General features: G+C 57.7%; 27 protein-coding genes. 21 read left to right on the forward strand and 6 right to left on the reverse strand.

Annotated features, from left to right (window positions below; translation table 11 throughout):
• Positions 1 to 395: hypothetical protein (locus tag ACFR9S_RS13540; protein WP_379818883.1), on the forward strand; the 395-nt coding region annotated here is incomplete at its 5' end.
• Between the two features lie 278 nt (positions 396 to 673).
• On the opposite strand, the gene ACFR9S_RS13545 is transcribed toward ACFR9S_RS13540, so the two are convergent.
• Together ACFR9S_RS13545 and ACFR9S_RS13550 are read right to left on the reverse strand one after the other, a co-directional pair.
• Positions 674 to 2,608: a transposase gene (locus ACFR9S_RS13545; protein WP_379818884.1), complete on the reverse strand. Its 1,935-nt coding sequence runs from the start codon at positions 2,606 to 2,608 to the stop codon at positions 674 to 676.
• Positions 2,609 to 2,672: 64 nt separating this feature from the next.
• Positions 2,673 to 2,894 carry a hypothetical protein gene (locus tag ACFR9S_RS13550; RefSeq protein WP_049991492.1) on the reverse strand — a complete coding sequence of 74 codons (222 nt, stop codon included), beginning with the start codon at positions 2,892 to 2,894 and terminating at the stop codon, positions 2,673 to 2,675.
• A 146-nt stretch (positions 2,895 to 3,040) separates the two neighbouring features.
• Between ACFR9S_RS13550 and ACFR9S_RS13555 the strand changes: the two genes are divergently transcribed.
• From ACFR9S_RS13555 to ACFR9S_RS13590, 8 genes are all read left to right on the forward strand, one after another.
• Positions 3,041 to 3,592, forward strand: coding sequence for a hypothetical protein (locus ACFR9S_RS13555; RefSeq protein ID WP_049991436.1), 552 nt, complete (start codon positions 3,041 to 3,043; stop codon positions 3,590 to 3,592).
• On the forward strand, positions 3,589 to 3,861 hold the full coding sequence (locus ACFR9S_RS13560) for a hypothetical protein (RefSeq protein ID WP_049991437.1): 273 nt from the start codon (positions 3,589 to 3,591) through the stop codon (positions 3,859 to 3,861). Before ACFR9S_RS13555 ends, ACFR9S_RS13560 begins: the two co-directional genes overlap by 4 nt.
• Positions 3,851 to 4,258, forward strand: a complete 408-nt coding sequence (locus ACFR9S_RS13565; RefSeq protein WP_049991438.1) for a hypothetical protein — start codon at positions 3,851 to 3,853, stop codon at positions 4,256 to 4,258. Before ACFR9S_RS13560 ends, ACFR9S_RS13565 begins: the two co-directional genes overlap by 11 nt.
• Positions 4,255 to 4,524 carry a hypothetical protein gene (locus ACFR9S_RS13570; RefSeq protein ID WP_049991439.1) on the forward strand — a complete coding sequence of 90 codons (270 nt, stop codon included), beginning with the start codon at positions 4,255 to 4,257 and terminating at the stop codon, positions 4,522 to 4,524. The genes ACFR9S_RS13565 and ACFR9S_RS13570 overlap by 4 nt, the downstream gene beginning before the upstream one ends.
• Before the next feature lie 335 nt (positions 4,525 to 4,859).
• Positions 4,860 to 5,045, forward strand: coding sequence for a DUF7511 domain-containing protein (locus tag ACFR9S_RS13575; RefSeq protein ID WP_049991440.1), 186 nt, complete (start codon positions 4,860 to 4,862; stop codon positions 5,043 to 5,045).
• Positions 5,046 to 5,229: 184 nt separating this feature from the next.
• The gene (locus ACFR9S_RS13580) at positions 5,230 to 5,718 is read left to right on the forward strand and encodes a hypothetical protein (RefSeq protein WP_379818885.1); all 489 of its coding nucleotides are present in this window, start codon (positions 5,230 to 5,232) and stop codon (positions 5,716 to 5,718) included.
• Positions 5,715 to 6,062 carry a sigma factor-like helix-turn-helix DNA-binding protein gene (locus ACFR9S_RS13585; protein WP_049991442.1) on the forward strand — a complete coding sequence of 116 codons (348 nt, stop codon included), beginning with the start codon at positions 5,715 to 5,717 and terminating at the stop codon, positions 6,060 to 6,062. Before ACFR9S_RS13580 ends, ACFR9S_RS13585 begins: the two co-directional genes overlap by 4 nt.
• Before the next feature lie 200 nt (positions 6,063 to 6,262).
• Positions 6,263 to 6,400, forward strand: coding sequence for a hypothetical protein (locus ACFR9S_RS13590; RefSeq protein ID WP_160290116.1), 138 nt, complete (start codon positions 6,263 to 6,265; stop codon positions 6,398 to 6,400).
• On the opposite strand, the gene ACFR9S_RS13595 is transcribed toward ACFR9S_RS13590, so the two are convergent.
• A complete protein-coding gene (locus tag ACFR9S_RS13595) occupies positions 6,397 to 6,627 on the reverse strand; it encodes a hypothetical protein (protein ID WP_241471314.1) in 231 nt (76 codons plus the stop codon). The two genes, ACFR9S_RS13590 and ACFR9S_RS13595, sit on opposite strands and share 4 nt — an antisense overlap.
• Positions 6,628 to 6,727: 100 nt before the next feature.
• On the opposite strand from ACFR9S_RS13595, the gene ACFR9S_RS13600 reads away from it, so the two are divergent.
• From ACFR9S_RS13600 to ACFR9S_RS13635, 8 genes are all read left to right on the forward strand, one after another.
• A complete protein-coding gene (locus ACFR9S_RS13600) occupies positions 6,728 to 7,780 on the forward strand; it encodes a hypothetical protein (RefSeq protein WP_379818886.1) in 1,053 nt (350 codons plus the stop codon).
• Between the two features lie 145 nt (positions 7,781 to 7,925).
• Entirely contained in the window at positions 7,926 to 8,504 is a 579-nt protein-coding gene (locus tag ACFR9S_RS13605; protein WP_049991444.1) for an HNH endonuclease, read from the forward strand.
• A 467-nt stretch (positions 8,505 to 8,971) separates the two neighbouring features.
• On the forward strand, positions 8,972 to 9,535 hold the full coding sequence (locus ACFR9S_RS13610; protein ID WP_049991445.1) for a DNA N-6-adenine-methyltransferase: 564 nt from the start codon (positions 8,972 to 8,974) through the stop codon (positions 9,533 to 9,535).
• The gene (locus tag ACFR9S_RS13615; RefSeq protein WP_049991446.1) at positions 9,532 to 9,828 is read left to right on the forward strand and encodes an HAD family hydrolase; all 297 of its coding nucleotides are present in this window, start codon (positions 9,532 to 9,534) and stop codon (positions 9,826 to 9,828) included. The genes ACFR9S_RS13610 and ACFR9S_RS13615 overlap by 4 nt, the downstream gene beginning before the upstream one ends.
• A complete protein-coding gene (locus ACFR9S_RS13620) occupies positions 9,828 to 9,995 on the forward strand; it encodes a hypothetical protein (RefSeq protein ID WP_160290118.1) in 168 nt (55 codons plus the stop codon). The genes ACFR9S_RS13615 and ACFR9S_RS13620 overlap by 1 nt, the downstream gene beginning before the upstream one ends.
• 900 nt (positions 9,996 to 10,895) lie before the next feature.
• Complete coding sequence (locus ACFR9S_RS13625) at positions 10,896 to 11,093, forward strand: hypothetical protein (RefSeq protein WP_049991449.1); 198 nt, start codon at positions 10,896 to 10,898, stop codon at positions 11,091 to 11,093.
• Positions 11,090 to 11,281 (forward strand): hypothetical protein, encoded by a 192-nt coding sequence (locus tag ACFR9S_RS13630; RefSeq protein WP_049991450.1) that lies wholly within the window; start codon positions 11,090 to 11,092, stop codon positions 11,279 to 11,281. Before ACFR9S_RS13625 ends, ACFR9S_RS13630 begins: the two co-directional genes overlap by 4 nt.
• Positions 11,282 to 11,306: 25 nt before the next feature.
• The gene (locus ACFR9S_RS13635; protein WP_049991451.1) at positions 11,307 to 11,567 is read left to right on the forward strand and encodes a hypothetical protein; all 261 of its coding nucleotides are present in this window, start codon (positions 11,307 to 11,309) and stop codon (positions 11,565 to 11,567) included.
• 29 nt (positions 11,568 to 11,596) lie between these two features.
• Here the strand turns inward: ACFR9S_RS13635 and ACFR9S_RS13640 are convergent, their stop codons facing one another.
• Positions 11,597 to 12,079 carry an HNH endonuclease gene (locus tag ACFR9S_RS13640; protein WP_074854894.1) on the reverse strand — a complete coding sequence of 161 codons (483 nt, stop codon included), beginning with the start codon at positions 12,077 to 12,079 and terminating at the stop codon, positions 11,597 to 11,599.
• Between the two features lie 819 nt (positions 12,080 to 12,898).
• On the opposite strand from ACFR9S_RS13640, the gene ACFR9S_RS13645 reads away from it, so the two are divergent.
• From ACFR9S_RS13645 to ACFR9S_RS13660, 4 genes are all read left to right on the forward strand, one after another.
• Entirely contained in the window at positions 12,899 to 13,786 is an 888-nt protein-coding gene (locus tag ACFR9S_RS13645; RefSeq protein WP_049991453.1) for a ParA family protein, read from the forward strand.
• On the forward strand, positions 13,783 to 14,136 hold the full coding sequence (locus tag ACFR9S_RS13650; RefSeq protein WP_049991454.1) for a hypothetical protein: 354 nt from the start codon (positions 13,783 to 13,785) through the stop codon (positions 14,134 to 14,136). The genes ACFR9S_RS13645 and ACFR9S_RS13650 overlap by 4 nt, the downstream gene beginning before the upstream one ends.
• Positions 14,137 to 14,283: 147 nt before the next feature.
• On the forward strand, positions 14,284 to 15,438 hold the full coding sequence (locus tag ACFR9S_RS13655; RefSeq protein WP_049991455.1) for a tyrosine-type recombinase/integrase: 1,155 nt from the start codon (positions 14,284 to 14,286) through the stop codon (positions 15,436 to 15,438).
• Positions 15,439 to 15,479: 41 nt separating this feature from the next.
• A complete protein-coding gene (locus ACFR9S_RS13660; RefSeq protein ID WP_074854890.1) occupies positions 15,480 to 16,076 on the forward strand; it encodes a metal-dependent hydrolase in 597 nt (198 codons plus the stop codon).
• Positions 16,077 to 16,322: 246 nt separating this feature from the next.
• Here ACFR9S_RS13660 and ACFR9S_RS13665 read toward each other — a convergent pair whose 3' ends face one another.
• Entirely contained in the window at positions 16,323 to 16,703 is a 381-nt protein-coding gene (locus ACFR9S_RS13665) for a helix-hairpin-helix domain-containing protein (RefSeq protein WP_049991456.1), read from the reverse strand.
• The coding region (locus ACFR9S_RS13670; RefSeq protein ID WP_379818887.1) for a hypothetical protein at positions 16,703 to 17,439 on the reverse strand (737 nt) is incomplete at its 5' end. The genes ACFR9S_RS13670 and ACFR9S_RS13665, both read right to left, overlap by 1 nt.

Below are 17,439 nucleotides of genomic sequence, written 5' to 3' on the forward strand. Positions count from 1 at the left end.
CACTCACGATCCGGCGCTACCGCAACGGCGACCGCCCGGACGAGATCGCCGACGCGCTCGAGGCCGCCCTCGAAACGGTCTCGGGCTACCTCCGCGACGCCAACGTGCTCGCGCCGTGGGACGACTACCGCGCACTCGCACACCTCTATCACGACTACGGCTACGACACGCTCGACAAGCTCGCGGCGCTGTTCAACTACGAGCGTAGCACCGAGGTCATCCGATCGCGGATGGACAAACTCGGCGTCGATCGCGGCGCGACGAGTACGGACCTCCTCGAATCGCTCAATCCCGAGGACGTCGGCCTCTCCCCGCTGCGTGACGCCGATGAGTATCCGACGCCCGATGAGGGCGGGCAACAGACCCTCGATGCCTTCGGAGGCGGGTCGGAATGATTGAAGCGCGCCAGGCGGACGTCGACGCGGCAATCGCCAAGCTCGAGCGTGATGACGAACGCGAGCAGGATTCGCGGAGGTACTATTAGTACTCCAAAATATGGCTTCTGTACCAGATAGTAGTATCGGAAAAGAAGGGAGGGACGACTCGGACTAGCCGGTCAGTGCGGGCGGCGTAGGGTCGATTGACTGATTCTCGACACGATACGGCGAAAAGAAGGAGCGACTGAGAGTGCTGCGGCTACCGAGTCAGTGAACCCGGAGCGGAAACAGCGGGGTTAGCCGTAGTCGAAGTTCGCCAGTTCTTCGAGGTAGACCTTCCCGCGGACAGGCGGGTCGGTCTCGTCGTCATCGAACGTCTGAGCGGCCCACTCCTGAACGAGCAGGTTCATCGTGGCCCAGCCGTTGTACAGCAGGATGCCGACCATCCAGAAGAACCGGCGAGTACCGAGGTCACGCGATCGCGTCTTCGCCATGAACTGGTACTTGACCTGGCGGAAGGTCGTCTCGATCGACCAGCGCCGACGGTAGCGTTCGGCCTGTCCCCAGACCGTATGCTCGTTGTCGTGTGCCTTCGGGTCTAAGGCCGGATCGATCCCGCTGCTGGTGATCTTCTTGTTCGTGACGAAGGCGACGTACTCGATGTCCTCGTCGTCAACGAGGTCGTCGAACGTGAGCTGGCCTTCGGGCTTCTCCATCTGGAAGTCGTCGAGACCAGCCTGCTTGTGATCTTCATCACGTTTCTCGCCTTTCTTCACGCCGATCTGCCCGCGCTTCTCTACGGCGAATAGTGTAGTGTCGTGTTCCTTCGACCCCTTCCCGGCCTGCGAACTGGTCTTCATCGTGTAGTCTGTCCAGTCCGCCTTTCCGGTGAAATCCTTGAACGCCTCCTTAACAGGGTCTCTGTGGCCTTTCCGGAAGACGTAGTATTCGTTGATGTAGTCGATGTAACGGCAGAACTGGACAGTGGCGAACTCGGCGTCTGCGTAGAAGCATTCGACGTCCACGAGGTCACGCGCACGATCAACGAGGTACTTCAGCGCCTGGAACGTCCGGTCTCCAGGGACCTTCGAGACGTTCGCCAATACGACCGAGCGACCGTCGATGATGGCGTTCGCGGTGAGATCCTTCCAGCCGTAGTTCGTCTCGAAGTACGACTCCTGGTAGACGCCGTCCGGCCTCTTGTCGGCTCCTTCCGGATGCTTGTGCCAACTCCGGATCGAACCGTCGATGCAGACGGGGACTTCGCCGTCGATGATGTCCTCTTCCTTCAGCTCGGCAACGAACTGCTCGATCCCTTCTTCCATCGTGGAGTGCCAGTCGTCGGTGCCGCCGGGGTCATCGAGGAGATCGACGCTCCAGTCCACGCCGTCTTCCTCCAGTTCTTCCCAGCTATCATACTGGTCTGGGTTAGGTTCGGCTTCATCCACGTGCGCGCGTGGCTTCACCCAGTGAACCGCGCCATCGACGACGACGCGCTCACGTTCCTTGTTCCGCACTGCCCGCCGGAACGTTTCCGGGTCAAACGGTTCCTCGTCGAGACCTTGCTCTTCAGCGTATGTCTCCATCGACTCGGGGAAGTCCTGCCGGCGAGCGAGCCAGCCGGCGTAGTCGGCGAGATCGTCGAACGGGACGGATGCGTTCTCCGCTCGTTCGAAGTCGATGATGTCGTAGAGAATCGGCGCGATACGCTCATAGGCGTCTTCCTTCGCGGACTGCCGGATACCTTCTTCACTAAACTCCGGGTAGGAGAGCGACTGGTCGTCAACGCCCATCGCCATGAGGACGCCGTCCATTCCCCAGCCGATCGAGTCCCGAAGGTCCCACGCGAGACAACGAATCGCCTCTCTCGTGTTCTCGTCTTCGAACTGCTCTTTCCACGAGAGACGGAGCGTCTCGCGGCTCCTCGGCTTCTCCAGACCGAGGTTTTCGGCAACACCGGGCGTGGTCTTGAGGTGCCGCTCGACCTCGGGCCACGAGTCCAGGCCTTCGACGACGTGGCGGTAAACGTGGAGGTTCGCCATCGCCTTGGCGTTCTCCTCGCCACGGCCCTCGTACCCGTCTTCTTCGTAGTAGATCGGTGGCCCGTGTTCGGCCACTTTCCCGGCGATGAATCGGTAATCGTCGTCAGATGGTTCTGTGGGGGTGAGGTCGAACCCCTCAGAAGCGACCTGTTCGGCGATCCGGTCTCGGGAAGCAGCCGGCCTCGACACGTTCGCGCTCTAGTAATTCACGATACCATATAAGCGGCTAGAGCCAAAATATAAAAAGAACCAGTTAGCGGTCTCTCGGGTCTTCTACGAGCTCGTAGAATCCGCGCGTTAGTCGCTTCACCCAGCCGGCCTTTTCGAGGTTGTTCAACGCGGGATCGACGCGCTCTGCTGGCATCGAGGTCTCTTCACGCACGTATCGGTTCGTCACCCGACCGCAGGGTTCGTCCTTGATAAAATCCAGCACCTTGTCCTCGTGAGCGTTCGGTTCGTAGTTCTCGTTGACCATATTCTTGACCGCCATCTATACTGCCATTATCGTTCCGATACGCACTAACTCTTTGGGTGCTGTTGGGGTGCGTTAAGCAGTCCAAAGAACTATGCCATTGGACATTGAAACGTATATGTATGGCAGAAGCGCCACCTAAAACTGAAGTGGAAGAACCAGACTGCCGGTATTGCGGAGAGCCGGTAGACCCGCTTGAACCGGGACACTACAAATCGCCGGGCGATAAGTTCGCTCACGCCGAGTGCGTCGCCGACCACTGCTACGACGACCGTGAGAAGGTCGCCACCGACGAGGGCGTCTTCCGGATCAAGTCGGTGAGGATCATGAAGACGGTCGGAACGAAAGAAGAGCTGCTCGACAGCTACTGGCAGGCAGAGTGCCCTGTCTGTTACCAGACTCACGAGACCGACAGCCACAGCGAGGACGTCCGTACAGACCTCGTTGATCAGGTTTGCGAGTGCTGTGGTGCCGAGTGGATGCCGCCGTCGGACTGGATCGAAGACTGCGAGGCCTGTGGGACTGACCACCGCGAAAGCCGTGATTGCGTCCCGGTCTCCCGCCGAGAGCCGTTCCCCGGAGTTGAGGAAGATTACGAGTGCTTAGACTGCGGCTGGGACGGGCACGGAACGGAACTCCAAGGCCCGGACGGTGAATGCCCAGACTGTGACTCACGGTCTGTTCGGGTGGTCGAAGAATGAGCGAATACCTACACTGCCCGGAGTGTCCAAGCTGCGGCGATCGCCGACAGAAGTTCCGCTTCGACACCGACCGTCATATCGGCGTGATCCGATGCCAGGAGTGTGACGAAGACATTTTCGTCGTCTCTCTTCTGGCGAATAAGCACGTAACGACCGTCAAAGATCCAATGGCCGGCGATCTCCCTGAGGCGACCTACGAGAGTCTCAAAGAGAAGGGCCGACTGCCACCGGTTGCAGAACGAGAAGGGGTCGAGATCGATGTCGAGTAACGATACTGAATGCGAGTGGTTCGCGGAGGAAGAGATTGAATCCAGAGCTGGCGATATGGTCGTCCGCTACATCGAGGATGAACGCCGACGGTTGGTTATCACACTGACCGAGAAAGAGTTTCAGGTGGCTCAGTACTGTGGAATCCTCTTTAGACACCCGTTCGACGACGGATTCATCTACTTTGGGCCGTGGCAAGACGTTGAAGACGCCCCCGGAATCACCCGGTGTCTACTCACGAAGAACACTGAGGCAGACCTTCGGAGCGGAACGAAGGGTGTCTACGATCACGACGAGTACGCCGACATTCAATTCCAACTCGAATCAGTTGAGCGCTCACTCAAGACGGAAACAGAACAGGAGGAAGGCACTCAGATGGAGAGAACTGATACACCATGACCGAAAGCACTGCTCCGCTCGACGAGGAATGGACGTTCGACGGGCTGCTCTTTCTCGGCGGCGGGCTCGTAGTCGCGCTGGTGTTCGGTCCGGCGGCGATCGCGTTCATCGCCGAACCGTGGCTCGGCGTCTATACTGGCGCGACGTGTTGGTTCATGGCGATGGGATACGAGAGCGGCCTGATTCCGCAATTCAAGTGGGAAGTGCAACGGCGCCTCTGGCCGACGAGCGTCGTTGACGAACAATCCGCTATGGAGGACAACTGAAACATGGCCGATACAGGGATGACCCCACAACGCTGCACCTCGTGTACGTTCAACAAGATGGGTGGTCGCCGATGAGCGGTTGGGAATGCCCCGACTGTGGTGGCGGATTCCCTTCTCCAGTTGGGGAAGACGGCGGCCAGTTTTGCCCGTGGTGCAGCCGTAGTCTTCGGCACGAATGGGAGCCCGATGAGCGCCCGATAGTCAGTCGTGTCAAGAAAGCCGAAGACGAAGAGGAATCGAGCACGCTTCTCGGAAAACTGCTCCACTAATATGCGCACAATATTTCAACGATGTTCGTTTGGCAAGCAATCAAACTTGGAGGTACTGTACTATCAATGAGCGAGGGACTGGATACCTTCGAGTGGGTCGCGCTGAACGACTACCAGATCGATTCGATTCACGTCCGCAATTCCGGCGCGCCCGACGAGTTCGAGATCTTCGATGTGCGCGAGGATACGGCTCACGGTGCGTGGCTCTCTGCGACTGAGGGGAGTTATGTAGATCTCGACGACGCTCGATAACGCAGACTGATCTTTTTCCTCCAGCTCGAAAGTTTCACTCGCAACGTGGTGTGTGCTAGATCCGAGAATCTAGTCTGTCGTCCGATTGTCCCATTACTACCAATTGGGGGTAAAGTATAAGTAGTTACCACCGTATTGTAGTAATATGGCGCAACAGATTGCGGCCGACGGCGGCGACGACCCAATGAACCAGATCGACGACCGACTCGCGAAGGTCGAGAAAATCACGATCTCGTTCGAGACCTTCAAGAAAGCACTCAAGCGCAACTTCCTGGACGAACCGGACCGCTGGGGGCGCTCGTACGTCCTTCGCCTGTACCCGCCGTTCGAGGCCGAAATGGAGGCTGAATACTACGAGAGTGAGCAGGGTGTTCACTACAACGACGAGTGGAACGAGAAACCGATTCACATCTCGCCTGAGACGATCATGCTCGAGGAGACGGACTTCTTCAGCACCTACGGCGGTGTTGAGTGGCCGACCGAAGCCAATACGCGCAGCGAGTTTTCCGAAGAAGAAATCGAAGAAGGCGGCGGCATCGAGAAGTTCGTTGAAGAGGGACGCCGGATCTTCTGGGAGGAACTGAAACACTCACTCCCCGAGGAGTTCGATATTGGACGGGTCAGCCACTACGCACCGCACACGGTCGAACTTGAATGGGAGGACGTCGAATGAACGCTGACGACGCGGTTTCCGAGCTGGCCAACGCCGGCTTATTGACTGAGCGGCAGGCAGAGGCGTTTGTCCTCCGTGACGTCGAGGCGGTTCCTCGAGAGGCTGCGGCGGACTCGATGGGAATATCGAAAAATACGCTGGACAATACGCTCAGCACGGCTCGAGAGAAAGTCGAGAAGGCACAGCAGACGGCCGAGGCGGTCGAAGCGATTCGCTTCGAAACCGTCCCAGTCGAGTGTAGCGAGTGCGGGGACAATCTCGGACAGACCTTCAGCCGGGACGACAGCGGAATGGCACTCTGTTTCGACTGTGCTGGAGTCGATCCAAGCGAGGTGGACCTATGAAGCTGAACGAACCGGACGAGTGCTCGGAGTGTGGTACTGACGGAATCAATATGCGCAGCGGGAACAAGGGGGACAATCACTGGAAATGTACCGTCTGCGGAAACGAGCAGTGGATCTGACGGACTGGTAGAGTCTTTCCGCGGTATGTCCGGTTGTGCACTGTAACGCTACTTATCAACGCGCGTGACGTACCGCCTGGTATGCCGGACGACGAAGACGAAGAACCCGGTCTCTCCGAGGAAGACATCGAGAAGCTACAGGAGATCAAGGAGAAGAACAGCAAGGTCGGCGCTAACGAGTATACGATGGACGTCGGAGAAGACGAAGACGAGGATTAGTCTTTGCAGACGGCTTCGCGCAGCTCGTCGGCGAGACTGTCGTGTTTCTCGAGCGCCTCGAGTTCCTTTTCGCCGAGCCTATCGATCCGTTTTCGCACGCGCGTAACGACGACTCCGTAGTATTTCTCTGTTACATCAGCGTCTCCGAGTAGAATCTCGCGCTCTCGGTCCGTCATGAGTCCACGCGGTCCATCGTCGGCCATGACGGCCTGTGCAGTGCGGTCCATGTTACAATTTACGGTAGGCTACGCAGTTCTGTAAAGCTACCGTATGATGTAGGCTACAGTATGCGTTAGCTATAAGTTGTTGGCTACAATATACTGTAGTATGGCAGAGAGACAAGCGAGCGATCAACTCGAAAACGAGACCAAGCGGAGAGCAGAGTCCTATCTGGGAACCGTCGTGCGCGACCAGCGAACGCGATACCAAGAACCCGAAATCGAGAGCCCGACGGACGCCCCAATGCTCAAAGACGAGCCGACGATCGTCGGTGAGACGCCGGACGGCCACCGGAAGAGCTGGGGACTCTCGATCTTCGAGGACCTCGAAGTGGTCACTACCGAACTCGAGGCACCGGATCGACCGGCCCCCGTGGTCGAAATGAGCGTTCAGGAGGGGCTGATCACTGAATCAATCCACTACCAATCGAACGCTGTCGTCGAGTGCGAGTGCTGTGGCGAACTGGTCCGCGAGCCAGATGCGACGCCACACATGGGCGAACCAACGGATGCACACGACCACAGTTCGTGGAGATGCGATTCGTGCTCCTCGTTCAGCGACGAGGAAGCCGAGGGACTCGACGTCGATGAGGATGACCTGGAGTCGTGTCCATTCGCCCGCTGGAGTGACCGACTCCAGGCGTGGACGATTGGGAGCGACTACCGGATTGACGACGGACTCTGGCAGCCCGACGAAGTCGAGTCGGCGACCGTCGAGACACCAAGCGGCACGGGTACTTGCGATTGCTCTTCCCCGTCGTGGGACGAACTCGAGGAAGAATCCACTGAGTCCAGTGCGGAGAACGACGGTAGCGAGCCGGTTCTGGTGACTGACGGCGGCGTTGATAAGTCCGAAGACGAAGGCAATCGCCTGCACCTGTACCTCGTCACGAGCCATCCGAAGGAGGAGTACGTCGGCCTCGTCGAGTCTCGGGAGCAGCCCTACGCGGTGGCAGAGAAGAACGTGGAGCGTCGCGTCGACAAGCGCAACGTCGAGACGAACGAAGGGTTCGTCATGAAGGTCGTGGGCCTCGGATACCACGACTTCGAGAGTTCCGATCCCGACCCGGATCACTTCTCACGCGTGACGAAGCGCAAGCTCGCAGAGATCGACGACGAGTACCTCGAGCAAGCTGGCGTTGATGTGGAGGTGCCAGCGTAATGTCTGCCGATGGGACCGAGCAGGAAGAGGCACCGTACGGCCGGTGCATCCTGTGCGATACTCCATACGAGACCTACACCAAGTCAGACGGACCGAATAGCTGGAAGGTCGGCAAGACGTGTCCAAACGAGGAGTGTGAGCACCAATGAGCGGTAAATCTGGAAATGAACTGTATCCAGAAGAACAGCAGAACCCATGGCGGGACAAGGAGTTGATGGAGAAGCTGTATGTCGACGAAAAGATGGCAGCAAATGATATCCGCAAGCTGTTCGATTGCTCCATCTCTACCGTGCTGAAATGGCTCGATGAACACGGGATCGAGAAAAGATCGATCAAAGAGGCCAAGCAGTTGAATCACGGCCTTCACGCGAATTTTTCAACGAATCCCCAGGGCTATGAGCAGTGGAGATCTGGTGACAACAACCTCCTCGTCCACCGACTATTGGCCGTCGCAAAGTTCGGATTTGAGGAAGCGGGGGAACTCCATGTCCATCACGAGAATGGGCTCCACTGGGATAACAGGCCAGATAACCTCGAGTTGGTTTCAAACGAGGATCATCAGAAGCTACACCGGAAAGTGAAACCACCCGAACGTTGGGCTATAGCATCCCTATACGACGCAACCGAGATGTCCAGCAGGGATGTGGGAGATGTGTTCGGAGTCTCAAATAATACTGTTCTGAACGTCCACAAGGAGAAATTTGGAGGTGACGCAGAAGCATGAACGGACTTGGTCAGTGTCAGGTCTGCGATAACGGCCACGTCTCGAACTCGTACAGGATCGACGGCAAGAAGATGGGCGTCTGCTCGACGTGCGAGACTGAACTGCGAAAGAGCGGCCGGCTCAAGCCGGAGGTGACAGCATGAGCGGAAGAAATCACCCAGCCCCAGGCTCAAAGATGCAGGAGGGTGGAACAGAGTTCGCACCCGAACCGATCACGTGTGATCGATGCGGCGATCTCGCGACTCGAACCTGGGAGGGCGACCGAGAGTTCCTCCAGCTCTGTGAGGGCTGCCACGATGACCTCGGGAGGTGGCTCAACCAATGACCGACCTCCCTTGCTGTCCAGAGTGTGACGAACCACTGTATGCCGACGAGGAGTGGGCGCTACGCGCTGGTTTAGCTGTTGGTCAGCCGGTAGAGAGCGGTGACTACGTTCACGCACGCTGCAAACGAGGTGAGTCCGCGTAATGTCCGAGAAAGGAACTGATCGCGAAAAATGGGACACGCCGCCGGGACACTTCGGGTCAAAGACCGATGAATGGTCCACTCCCCCAGAACTCCTCCGCTCACTCGAGAAAGCTGTCGGCGGATTCGACCTCGATCCGTGTTCTGGAGCAGAACGCAAGTCGATCGCAGAGCAGACGTATACCGCTGAAGATGACGGGCTGAAACAGGCCTGGTTCGGTACTGTCTGGTGTAATCCTCCGTATTCGGACATGGAGTCGTGGATGCAGAAGGCGGTCAACGAGTCAAACCGAGAGGATGTCGATCTTGTGCTGGTTCTCGCGCCAGCTCGCACATCGACCCAGTGGTTCCACAAGTATGCGACGAAGGCAGACGCGGTCGCGTTCCTTGAAGGACGCTTGACGTTCGGCGATCCTCGAGAACAAGTCAGAAACGCCCCGTTCCCGTCGATCATCGCAGTCTTCGGCGAGTATCCCGAGGACTTAGGCGATACTCTCGACAGGCGCGGAATGGTGTACCGGTCGGACCAGAGAGACCAGCGAACTCAACAGACGGTGATAGCATGAGCGAACAATCTTCCCAGCGAGTCAATCGAGTACTCGAGATCGAGGTTGCAGCAGACGGCGACCACTCGACGCACGAGAACACGGTTACGGTGTTTCTCGTCGGCGATCCAGACAATGTGAAAGACGAGCTCGTGAAGGCCGCTCGCATGGTCGACATGAAGCGGCCTGGTTTCCTCGGAAACAACCCGAGTGCATCACTCAACGGGACGGATCCGATCGATGACGCTGAACGACGGCAGTTCATCGACGAGAATCAAGAAGACGTCCTTATCGGATCGGAGGTGCCAGTGTAATGCAGGAACCGAAACACAGCCTTCTACGCGCTAAGCACGCGCTCCAGAACGCGAAGGATGCGCCGGTCGGCGATGTTCTCTCGGAGATCAACGAGGCTCAGGGATTCGTCGACCGCGCTCTTGACGAGTGCGAGTGCAACGAACAGCCGAGTGGTGATCAGCGATGAATGCGGACCATCAACTTTCTCGCTTCGGGGTCGATGTCGGGCCCGACGACGATCTCGATCGGCGGGATGACGCCGAGATCACCCAGCAGTGTGTCGCGAAGAAGGCCGACGGTGGCCGCTGCCAGAACGCAGTCTCGCACATGACGGACGACCCGTTCTGCTCGAGCCACTCGAGAATGGACGACGTCGAGGTGATTCTCGATGTCTGACCGTGCAACGTCCGCGGGCGAAGGTAATCAGATTCAGGTCAGCCCGCTCAGTTACGACCAAGAGGCCGAACCGTGCGCTCACTGTGGCTCGCACTGGACGCACTTCACGGAGTACCACGGCAGCTATGACTGTCACTGCGAGTGCTGTGGCCGTGTCTTCAAGAGCCGAGAGCGACGAAACGAGGAGTTCGACGAAGAACTCGAGGTGAGCTAAGTTTGTCCCACCGACTTGATCTCGGTCGCCAGTGTGGTCTGTGTGGTACTGAGTGTAATGAGCGCGAAGGTAGCGCATACGGCGGACTCTGGGTCTGCTACGGGTGTCAAGAATGAGCGATCAATCAAAGAGCCAGATGAATCGAGAACTCCTGCTGATGGCCGCTATCTTGGCGATCGGCGTGACACTGACGTTCGTCGCGGGGAAATTCGCGGGGGTACTATGAGCGATTCGTCTCGAAAGAGGACTATTCGCGGTGTCTGCCGTGGCTGTGGTGACACCGTGCCGGCTGACGAACCGTGTGCTAACTGCTCGAGCGAATGGGTCAAGCTACCCGCTACGGGAGACAACTGAGCCATGACGACCGATAATCCCGAATACGCATACGAGTGCGATAATTGCGGAGAGGCAACGACCGAACACGGAGAATGTCACGTCTGCGGGGCGCTACCGTGGGAAACCAAGGAGGACTGAGACATGGAGGACGAGTACACTATCGGAGACCGAGACGTCTCGATGGACTGGTGCCACCGCTGTGGCGAGCCGCTCGAGGAGCACGCCGAGGCGACGATCGACGGCGAGGTTCATCGGATCTGTCCCGTTGAGGAGCGAGCTGTCGACGAGGAGAACCCGCAAGAACAGTTGACCGCTTTCGGGGGTGAAGCGAACCGATGACGGGAGATGCAACGTCCGACACGGGAGACTACCGCTGTCCCGAGTGCGGTCATGAACACGAGGGACACGTCGAGTGGCACAAGACCGACCGGGAGGACGAGATCGCGCTGGTCTGCGAATCGTGCGGGTTCGTCAACTACGTCCCAGCTGCGGACGACGTCGAAATCCCCGAGGAGAAATATGAGTGACCGACCTGAGGCACAACTGAATCGTATGTCCGACTATGAGATTCACAAAGCACTCACGAACCTCTCTTTCGTGCCGATCTTCATCGGCTCGATCTTGTATCTAGTGGCAGGCTATATCGTCATGCGACCGGGAACTGCTGTAGCCGTCTTCGACGGTATCGAGTACGTGCTTGCTGCCGTCGGTTTCGTCCTTATCATCGGAGCAATAGCAATTCGCGTCTGGGCTGAGAGAGGAGGGACGGAGAGAAGACGAAGACTCCTCAGACGTATTATGGAGTGTGAGTGAAATGGAAGGCGACCAACCTGCTGAACGACTTATTCGCTGTCCGGAAACACGTCCTCTATCTCGGCAGCCCATAGCTTGAGTCCTTCTGCACGTCCGAGATAGTAGATTGCTTGACTCCACGAGTCCATTTCCTGAAGGTGCCACCACGGAATCATTCCATCGCGTATGGGTGGCGTATCTCCCTCATCAACTGCCTGGTGACGGTCAATGCGAGCATGCTTACGCATATTTTCAACTGTTTCTTGGACTGCTTCCAGATGGTTCGTTATCGCCTTCTTCGTCGCAGATTCCAGAGCCTTGTGACAGCCTAGACAGACAGTGAGTAGATTGTCTTCCTTGTCGGATCCGCCATTCCGACGCGGGTTCAGATGGTGGACATGAAGTCCCTTGTTGTACCGTTGTTTGTGGGCGTCATCGCTCACACCACAGAATTGGCACTTCCGATTGTCTCGTTCGAGGACGACTTCACGCATCTCTTTCCAGTTGTCTGGGTCTTCCTCAACGGAATCCATAGCCACCTTCTATCACGATGTCTCTGAAAAAACTGTAGCCACCATCGATCAAGCCCCCGGACAGATTTCTCGAGCCCGTGGAGTAGGCGAATGTGAGGGGATGATTCGACCGCTACTTCTATGTGAGATTTTGTAGTACTACACATCGATGTCCGACGGAATCCGAATGCGCTGTCACGAGTGCGACCACGCCTGGACGTACACTGGCTCCATGCCACGGGGTGCGTACACGAATTGTCCGAATAGGGACTGCCGATACAAAGTCAAAATTCCGGAGGCTGAGTAATCATGCCATCTAACAGAGTATATGAGTGCCCAGATCCCGACTGCGGATATGAGGCGCGCGAAATCTCAGAATTGACCGAGCACATCAACAGCAAACATCCTGGTGAGTACCAGCGGGAAGACTGGCCAGATACAGATGCCGGCCGCGCGGCGAGATCTCGGGACCAGGCCGATGGCGAAGATGAGAGCGACGAAGACGCATGACTACGTGTAGGACACAACGCCTATCCTACTTGCGAGCATATCCTCAAGTGCCGACTCTGTCGGCTGCCAAATACCAGCTTCAACTGGGGCGGCTTTGCCGCCTGTGACTCCTACTCCCCGTCGAGTGGCTATTGTCTGATAGCGGCGTGCACTATCTACAATAGGTGCAGTAGGTACAATAGGCACAGTAGCTACCTTACCTGAGGTACCTATTGTAGCTATTGCAGTAGAACTAAGAACCTATAGAATGACGTGTATATCGTCCGCTGAAACAGTACTCGGCACAATAGGCTCCTATTGCGCCTACTGCAGCGGACGGAGTCACATAATATGGCAGCTACGAACGATCCGCGCGCAGTTAGTGTCGTCATTCTCAAGGGCGGCGTCGGAAAGTCCACGACTTCGATGAACCTCGCTCGGCAGCTCGCTGAGCGCGGCGATGTCCTGTTCGCTGACCTGGACCCGAACGGCCACGCAACAAACGGCCTCGGCTTCGAGGACGCCTACCAGGGCGACGTGAATCTCGGCGACGTAATTCTCGAGGGCAATGCGACGCCGGCAGACCTCATTCAGTCAACCGAGTACGGATTCGACTTGCTACCGTCGTCGAACACGCTCGAGGACGTTGAGAAAGACCTTGCTGGGGCAATGCAGGGATCGGCGAGGGTCAAATCGAAGATCGTGGACCCACTTCTCGGCGACGAGTACGACTACATCGTCTTCGACTGTCCGGCGTATCCGGGCATGCTGAACAACAACGCCCTCGTCGCGACGGGCAACGTTATGATCCCGATCGAACCGGGCTCGAGCGCGATCGGCGGCTACAAGCGCACGATGGAACGACTCATCGAACCCGCACGTGAGTACATCGACGTCGACGTACTCGCGGTCGTCCCGAACAAACTCTCTGACCGGATCGACCAGCAGACCGAAGATCGCGAACTTCTCGAGAATCTCAATACGGCCAGCTACGAGGTCAACCCTGGACAACCGCTCCAAGAAGCAGTACCGGACTTTGCTCGGATCACGGCTGACGAGTTCGACCAAATCGATAGCGGGGAGATCGCGACGCCGAAGCCGGGAATTCGCCACCGATCGGCACTCTCCCGGTCGCTACAGCATAACCAGCCGCTGCAGGATCACGACCCAGAGAGCGACCAAATCCCGTACTACGAGGAGCTTGCGGGGATCGTCTCGAACGGAGGTGTCGATCGATGAGCAATCCGTTCGACGACCTCGAGAGCGATGCCGACTCGTCGTCAGAATCTGATTCGGATGATACTCACCGAGAACAGTCGTCAGACAAGCCTACTCGAGAGACAGAGGAGAGTGCTGGAACCGAGGGGCCGCCGTTCGAATACTCCGAGGTTCGACAACGGCCGCTCTATGCTCGAGGCGAGACGTGGGACAATTTCGACGACGCGCTCGGTATCACGATCATCCCTGAACTGCGAAAAGCAGGTATTCGAGACGAAGAAAAACGGGAAATTCACGACGCCGTCTTGCGATTAGCGTCGGAAGAACCAGAACGTGTCGCGGAGTTAATCGAAGAGGAAAGAAAGCTATAGCGACATACAGTATATAGAATACTATTTTGCGGTGTTGGGTCTCGAAAGTACTGATATTAGACGATACAGGCCTTATTTGATACACTTGGCTAAATACCAGTTTAACCAAGGGACTTTACTAGGGTAGACACTGTACCCCACATACGAATGTCTACACCCAGCGAGAGACGGGCTAACTCCGGGGGAACGACTGTCCGCGAGGCCGTCGACGACTACCTACGGTACAAGATCAAAGCCGACGGGTCCGAGACGACCATGCGCTCGCCGCTGTACCGATTCGCGAGACACTGCCGGAACGAACTCGGCGTCGAACTGGTCGGCGACCTCGAGCCGACACACGTCCGCCGGTTCAGCGAACACCTCTACGATAAGGTCAAACTCGAGGACGACCCGGACGAACGACTCGCGGCGTCGACGGCACAGACGTACTTCGCCTACGTGCGGGCGTTCCTGTCGTGGTGTGTCCGCGAACAGCACCTCGAGACGAACCCGGCGAATACGAACACGGCAGAGGACCCACTCCCGCAGGACGACGGGAAGCGGAAAACCCAGTACTGGTCAGACCGCGACCGAAAGCAACTCGAGCACTACGCGACCAAGCGTGTCGACATGGCGCTCGAGGGAACGATCCGAACCGACGCACAGACGGCACTGCGCGACCGGGCGATCGTGGTGATGCTCGGCGGCACCGGCGCACGCGGAGCGGAATTGTTCGCCGACCCGAAAGACGACAAGCGACCGGGCCTGCGCTGGTCGGACGTCGATTTCGACCGGCAGTTGATCGAAGTGTATGGAAAGTCTCGCGAGTACGAAGAGGCACCGTTCCCCGAAAGCGTTCACAACGTGCTCGATCGGTGGTACGGTTTCCTCGAGCCGCCGACCGACGAGTGGCCAGTCTTCCCGACCGGCCACTATGGATCGAAAAAGGACCGACTCGAGGAAACGGTCAGTGAGGAAGCGGTATCTGCGGCACTCGAGGGTAGGGGCGACGCGGGGAAAACCGAGGTTCTCGACTCGCTACACCGTGAACATGAGGTCCCGCCGCCGTCGATCTCCAAAGAGGGCGTTCGCCGGCTGTTGAAACGACTCACGAAAGAGGCGAACATCGACCCCGACGGCGATTACGACTATCTCACGCTCCACGGCGCTCGACGGGCGCTCGGTCGCGACCTGTACGCGAATGGCATGTCCGAAAAGGCTCAAGAAGCGTTGCGGCACCAGTCTATCGAGACAACACACGAAGCGTATTCAGACCTTCAAATGGAAGACGTCTCGAAGAGTATCGACGAGGTTCGTGAGTAGCTCCTGTGTGACGGTCTCGCGTTCACGAACTTCTTTATCATGTGAGGTTCTGGTTCTACCTGATCAAAATGGGTGGGTTCGACGAACACGTTCGAGCGGGAGCAATCGTAGCGATCGTTGCTGCCGCTCTTGCGGGCACATATGCGATTAAAGAGGGCTATCCCCCACGAACGATAGCAATTCTAATCGGAGGCGTATTCACTGTTCTATTAATAGGATCAGTGCTTCCAGATATCGACATCCATTCGTCTATCCCGAGACGATACCTTGGGAAAATCCTCATCGGCACGGCTGTCGTTGGGGCTCTATTCGTGTCCGTACAAAATCCATGGATACCGAGGATGGTCGGATTGAAATTGGTGACTGCGCTCGGACTGACAGAACTCCCCGTCAGCGTGGTTGGTAGTAGTGTACTGGTAGTCGGGCTTGCGGCAGTTGCAAAAGGAGCGGGACACAGCCTTGATGAACTGCTAACCCATCGTGGCGTCACTCATACGGTTGGGTTCGCTGTGTTTTTCGGTGGAGTCGCGTTGCTCCTATCTAGGAGATCGCTGTCACTCGAGATAAAACTCGCAACGATAATTGGGGCTGCGGGTGTTGTTGGCGTGCTCGTGCACACGCATTGGGTAGATCGATAGATACGGCCTACGTGTTGATCGCTTTCGAGGTAGAGGCACTTCTCTAAGCTGGTCTCTCTTTAAATGGGTCACTCGTAATTACACTATATATGTATGGTTGAAGAAATTGCGATCAACCTCTGTCTGAATAACTTCGAAATCACATTGTACCTATTCACTCCCTGGGCCATCGATAAGTTACATAATGAGAGTGGTAGCGAGAGCCCATCACGCTCCCATACTCGATAGAGCCTGGTTACGTACCTATCACTCCGCGTTTCCGGTGGATCGAACCCTTTCGAGCACGGCCTCGGCCAACTCCTCTCCAATCCCCGGCACGCCCTCGAGTTTCTCCCGATCGGACGCACGCAGCTCGTCCAGCGAGTCGTACTCGCGGGCGATCGCCTTCGAGCGTGAGTCAGAGACGCCATTGACGTCCTCGACGACCAGCCGGATCGCCTCGTGGTCGTCGTCGACGGCCTCCTCGATGCGGCGCTCGAGTTCTGGTTCGTCGATCATGCCCTCGGCGTAGAGGCGTTTGGCCTCCTCGATGGGGTCGGGGTCGCTTTCGAGGCGGTCGCGGACGCTTGCCGCGAGGATGATCGCCGCGATGAGGCCGAGTTCCCACACTGACGGATCGTCGTACATCAGTGCAGGACGTACTTCCCGCGCCGAACGTCGATCTCACCGCGTCCCTCGAGCGCCCGAATCGCTTGCTTGTACGCGGCGTCGGCGTACTCTGCTTTCATTTCTTTGTCCAGCTTTTCGACCTCGAGCTCACCATCGTGCTCGCGTAGCGTCGCGTCGATGCGGGTCTTGATATCACCGCGGTACTCGTCGGCGACAAAGCCGATATCGACGTGACCGTGCTCGGTCGCTTCTTCGAAGTAGTAGTGGGCGAATGAGGGGCGAATCTCGCCGCTCTCGAGGCGCTCACGCACTTCTTTCAGGACGACGCCCACGAGGACGTCTTTGTCCCGGTGGGCGAGTTCGTGGCCGTCCACGCGGGCCACATAGATGTCCTCGCCGTCGGCGTCCTCGAGCGTGAACGCTTCGACAACGACCTCCGACCGGCCGCTATCGCGGTTGGCGAAGTCGATAAAGCGGTATTTCGACGCCTGCCATGCCATCGTCGCGAGTCTCGCGAACGCTCCGACGATGATGCCGACGAGGATCGCTGCCGGCGGGCCAGCACCGGACTGAACGGCAAATGGGAACGAGAGCCCGAAGCCGACGAGGACGGCGAGAATCGGAATCCCACGAGAAAATAACATCCCGCGGACGAGCTGGGAACTCAGCGCCCGGCGGCAGGCCTCGCGGAGTTGCGAGGCGAGATCGGGGTAGTTCCGCGCGACGAGTGCCAGCGCGAAGACAACGACGGCCA

The organism is Halolamina salina, assembly GCF_042678005.1.
GTDB classification, from domain to species: Archaea; Halobacteriota; Halobacteria; order Halobacteriales; family Haloferacaceae; genus Halolamina; species Halolamina salina.

What these genes read in the sequence shown, in the direction of transcription:
- ACFR9S_RS13550 (WP_049991492.1), bottom strand. Translation starts at nt 2,894, where the DNA reads ATGGTCAACGAGAACTACGAACCGAACGCTCACGAGGACAAGGTGCTG.
- ACFR9S_RS13560 (WP_049991437.1), top strand. Translation starts at nt 3,589, where the DNA reads ATGAGCGAATACCTACACTGCCCGGAGTGTCCAAGCTGCGGCGATCGC.
- ACFR9S_RS13565 (WP_049991438.1), top strand. Translation starts at nt 3,851, where the DNA reads ATGTCGAGTAACGATACTGAATGCGAGTGGTTCGCGGAGGAAGAGATT.
- ACFR9S_RS13570 (WP_049991439.1), top strand. Translation starts at nt 4,255, where the DNA reads ATGACCGAAAGCACTGCTCCGCTCGACGAGGAATGGACGTTCGACGGG.
- ACFR9S_RS13575 (WP_049991440.1), top strand. Translation starts at nt 4,860, where the DNA reads ATGAGCGAGGGACTGGATACCTTCGAGTGGGTCGCGCTGAACGACTAC.
- ACFR9S_RS13580 (WP_379818885.1), top strand. Translation starts at nt 5,230, where the DNA reads ATGAACCAGATCGACGACCGACTCGCGAAGGTCGAGAAAATCACGATC.
- ACFR9S_RS13585 (WP_049991442.1), top strand. Translation starts at nt 5,715, where the DNA reads ATGAACGCTGACGACGCGGTTTCCGAGCTGGCCAACGCCGGCTTATTG.
- ACFR9S_RS13590 (WP_160290116.1), top strand. Translation starts at nt 6,263, where the DNA reads ATGCCGGACGACGAAGACGAAGAACCCGGTCTCTCCGAGGAAGACATC.
- ACFR9S_RS13595 (WP_241471314.1), bottom strand. Translation starts at nt 6,627, where the DNA reads ATGGACCGCACTGCACAGGCCGTCATGGCCGACGATGGACCGCGTGGA.
- ACFR9S_RS13600 (WP_379818886.1), top strand. Translation starts at nt 6,728, where the DNA reads ATGGCAGAGAGACAAGCGAGCGATCAACTCGAAAACGAGACCAAGCGG.
- ACFR9S_RS13605 (WP_049991444.1), top strand. Translation starts at nt 7,926, where the DNA reads ATGAGCGGTAAATCTGGAAATGAACTGTATCCAGAAGAACAGCAGAAC.
- ACFR9S_RS13610 (WP_049991445.1), top strand. Translation starts at nt 8,972, where the DNA reads ATGTCCGAGAAAGGAACTGATCGCGAAAAATGGGACACGCCGCCGGGA.
- ACFR9S_RS13615 (WP_049991446.1), top strand. Translation starts at nt 9,532, where the DNA reads ATGAGCGAACAATCTTCCCAGCGAGTCAATCGAGTACTCGAGATCGAG.
- ACFR9S_RS13620 (WP_160290118.1), top strand. Translation starts at nt 9,828, where the DNA reads ATGCAGGAACCGAAACACAGCCTTCTACGCGCTAAGCACGCGCTCCAG.
- ACFR9S_RS13625 (WP_049991449.1), top strand. Translation starts at nt 10,896, where the DNA reads ATGGAGGACGAGTACACTATCGGAGACCGAGACGTCTCGATGGACTGG.
- ACFR9S_RS13630 (WP_049991450.1), top strand. Translation starts at nt 11,090, where the DNA reads ATGACGGGAGATGCAACGTCCGACACGGGAGACTACCGCTGTCCCGAG.
- ACFR9S_RS13635 (WP_049991451.1), top strand. Translation starts at nt 11,307, where the DNA reads ATGTCCGACTATGAGATTCACAAAGCACTCACGAACCTCTCTTTCGTG.
- ACFR9S_RS13640 (WP_074854894.1), bottom strand. Translation starts at nt 12,079, where the DNA reads ATGGATTCCGTTGAGGAAGACCCAGACAACTGGAAAGAGATGCGTGAA.
- ACFR9S_RS13645 (WP_049991453.1), top strand. Translation starts at nt 12,899, where the DNA reads ATGGCAGCTACGAACGATCCGCGCGCAGTTAGTGTCGTCATTCTCAAG.
- ACFR9S_RS13650 (WP_049991454.1), top strand. Translation starts at nt 13,783, where the DNA reads ATGAGCAATCCGTTCGACGACCTCGAGAGCGATGCCGACTCGTCGTCA.
- ACFR9S_RS13655 (WP_049991455.1), top strand. Translation starts at nt 14,284, where the DNA reads ATGTCTACACCCAGCGAGAGACGGGCTAACTCCGGGGGAACGACTGTC.
- ACFR9S_RS13665 (WP_049991456.1), bottom strand. Translation starts at nt 16,703, where the DNA reads ATGTACGACGATCCGTCAGTGTGGGAACTCGGCCTCATCGCGGCGATC.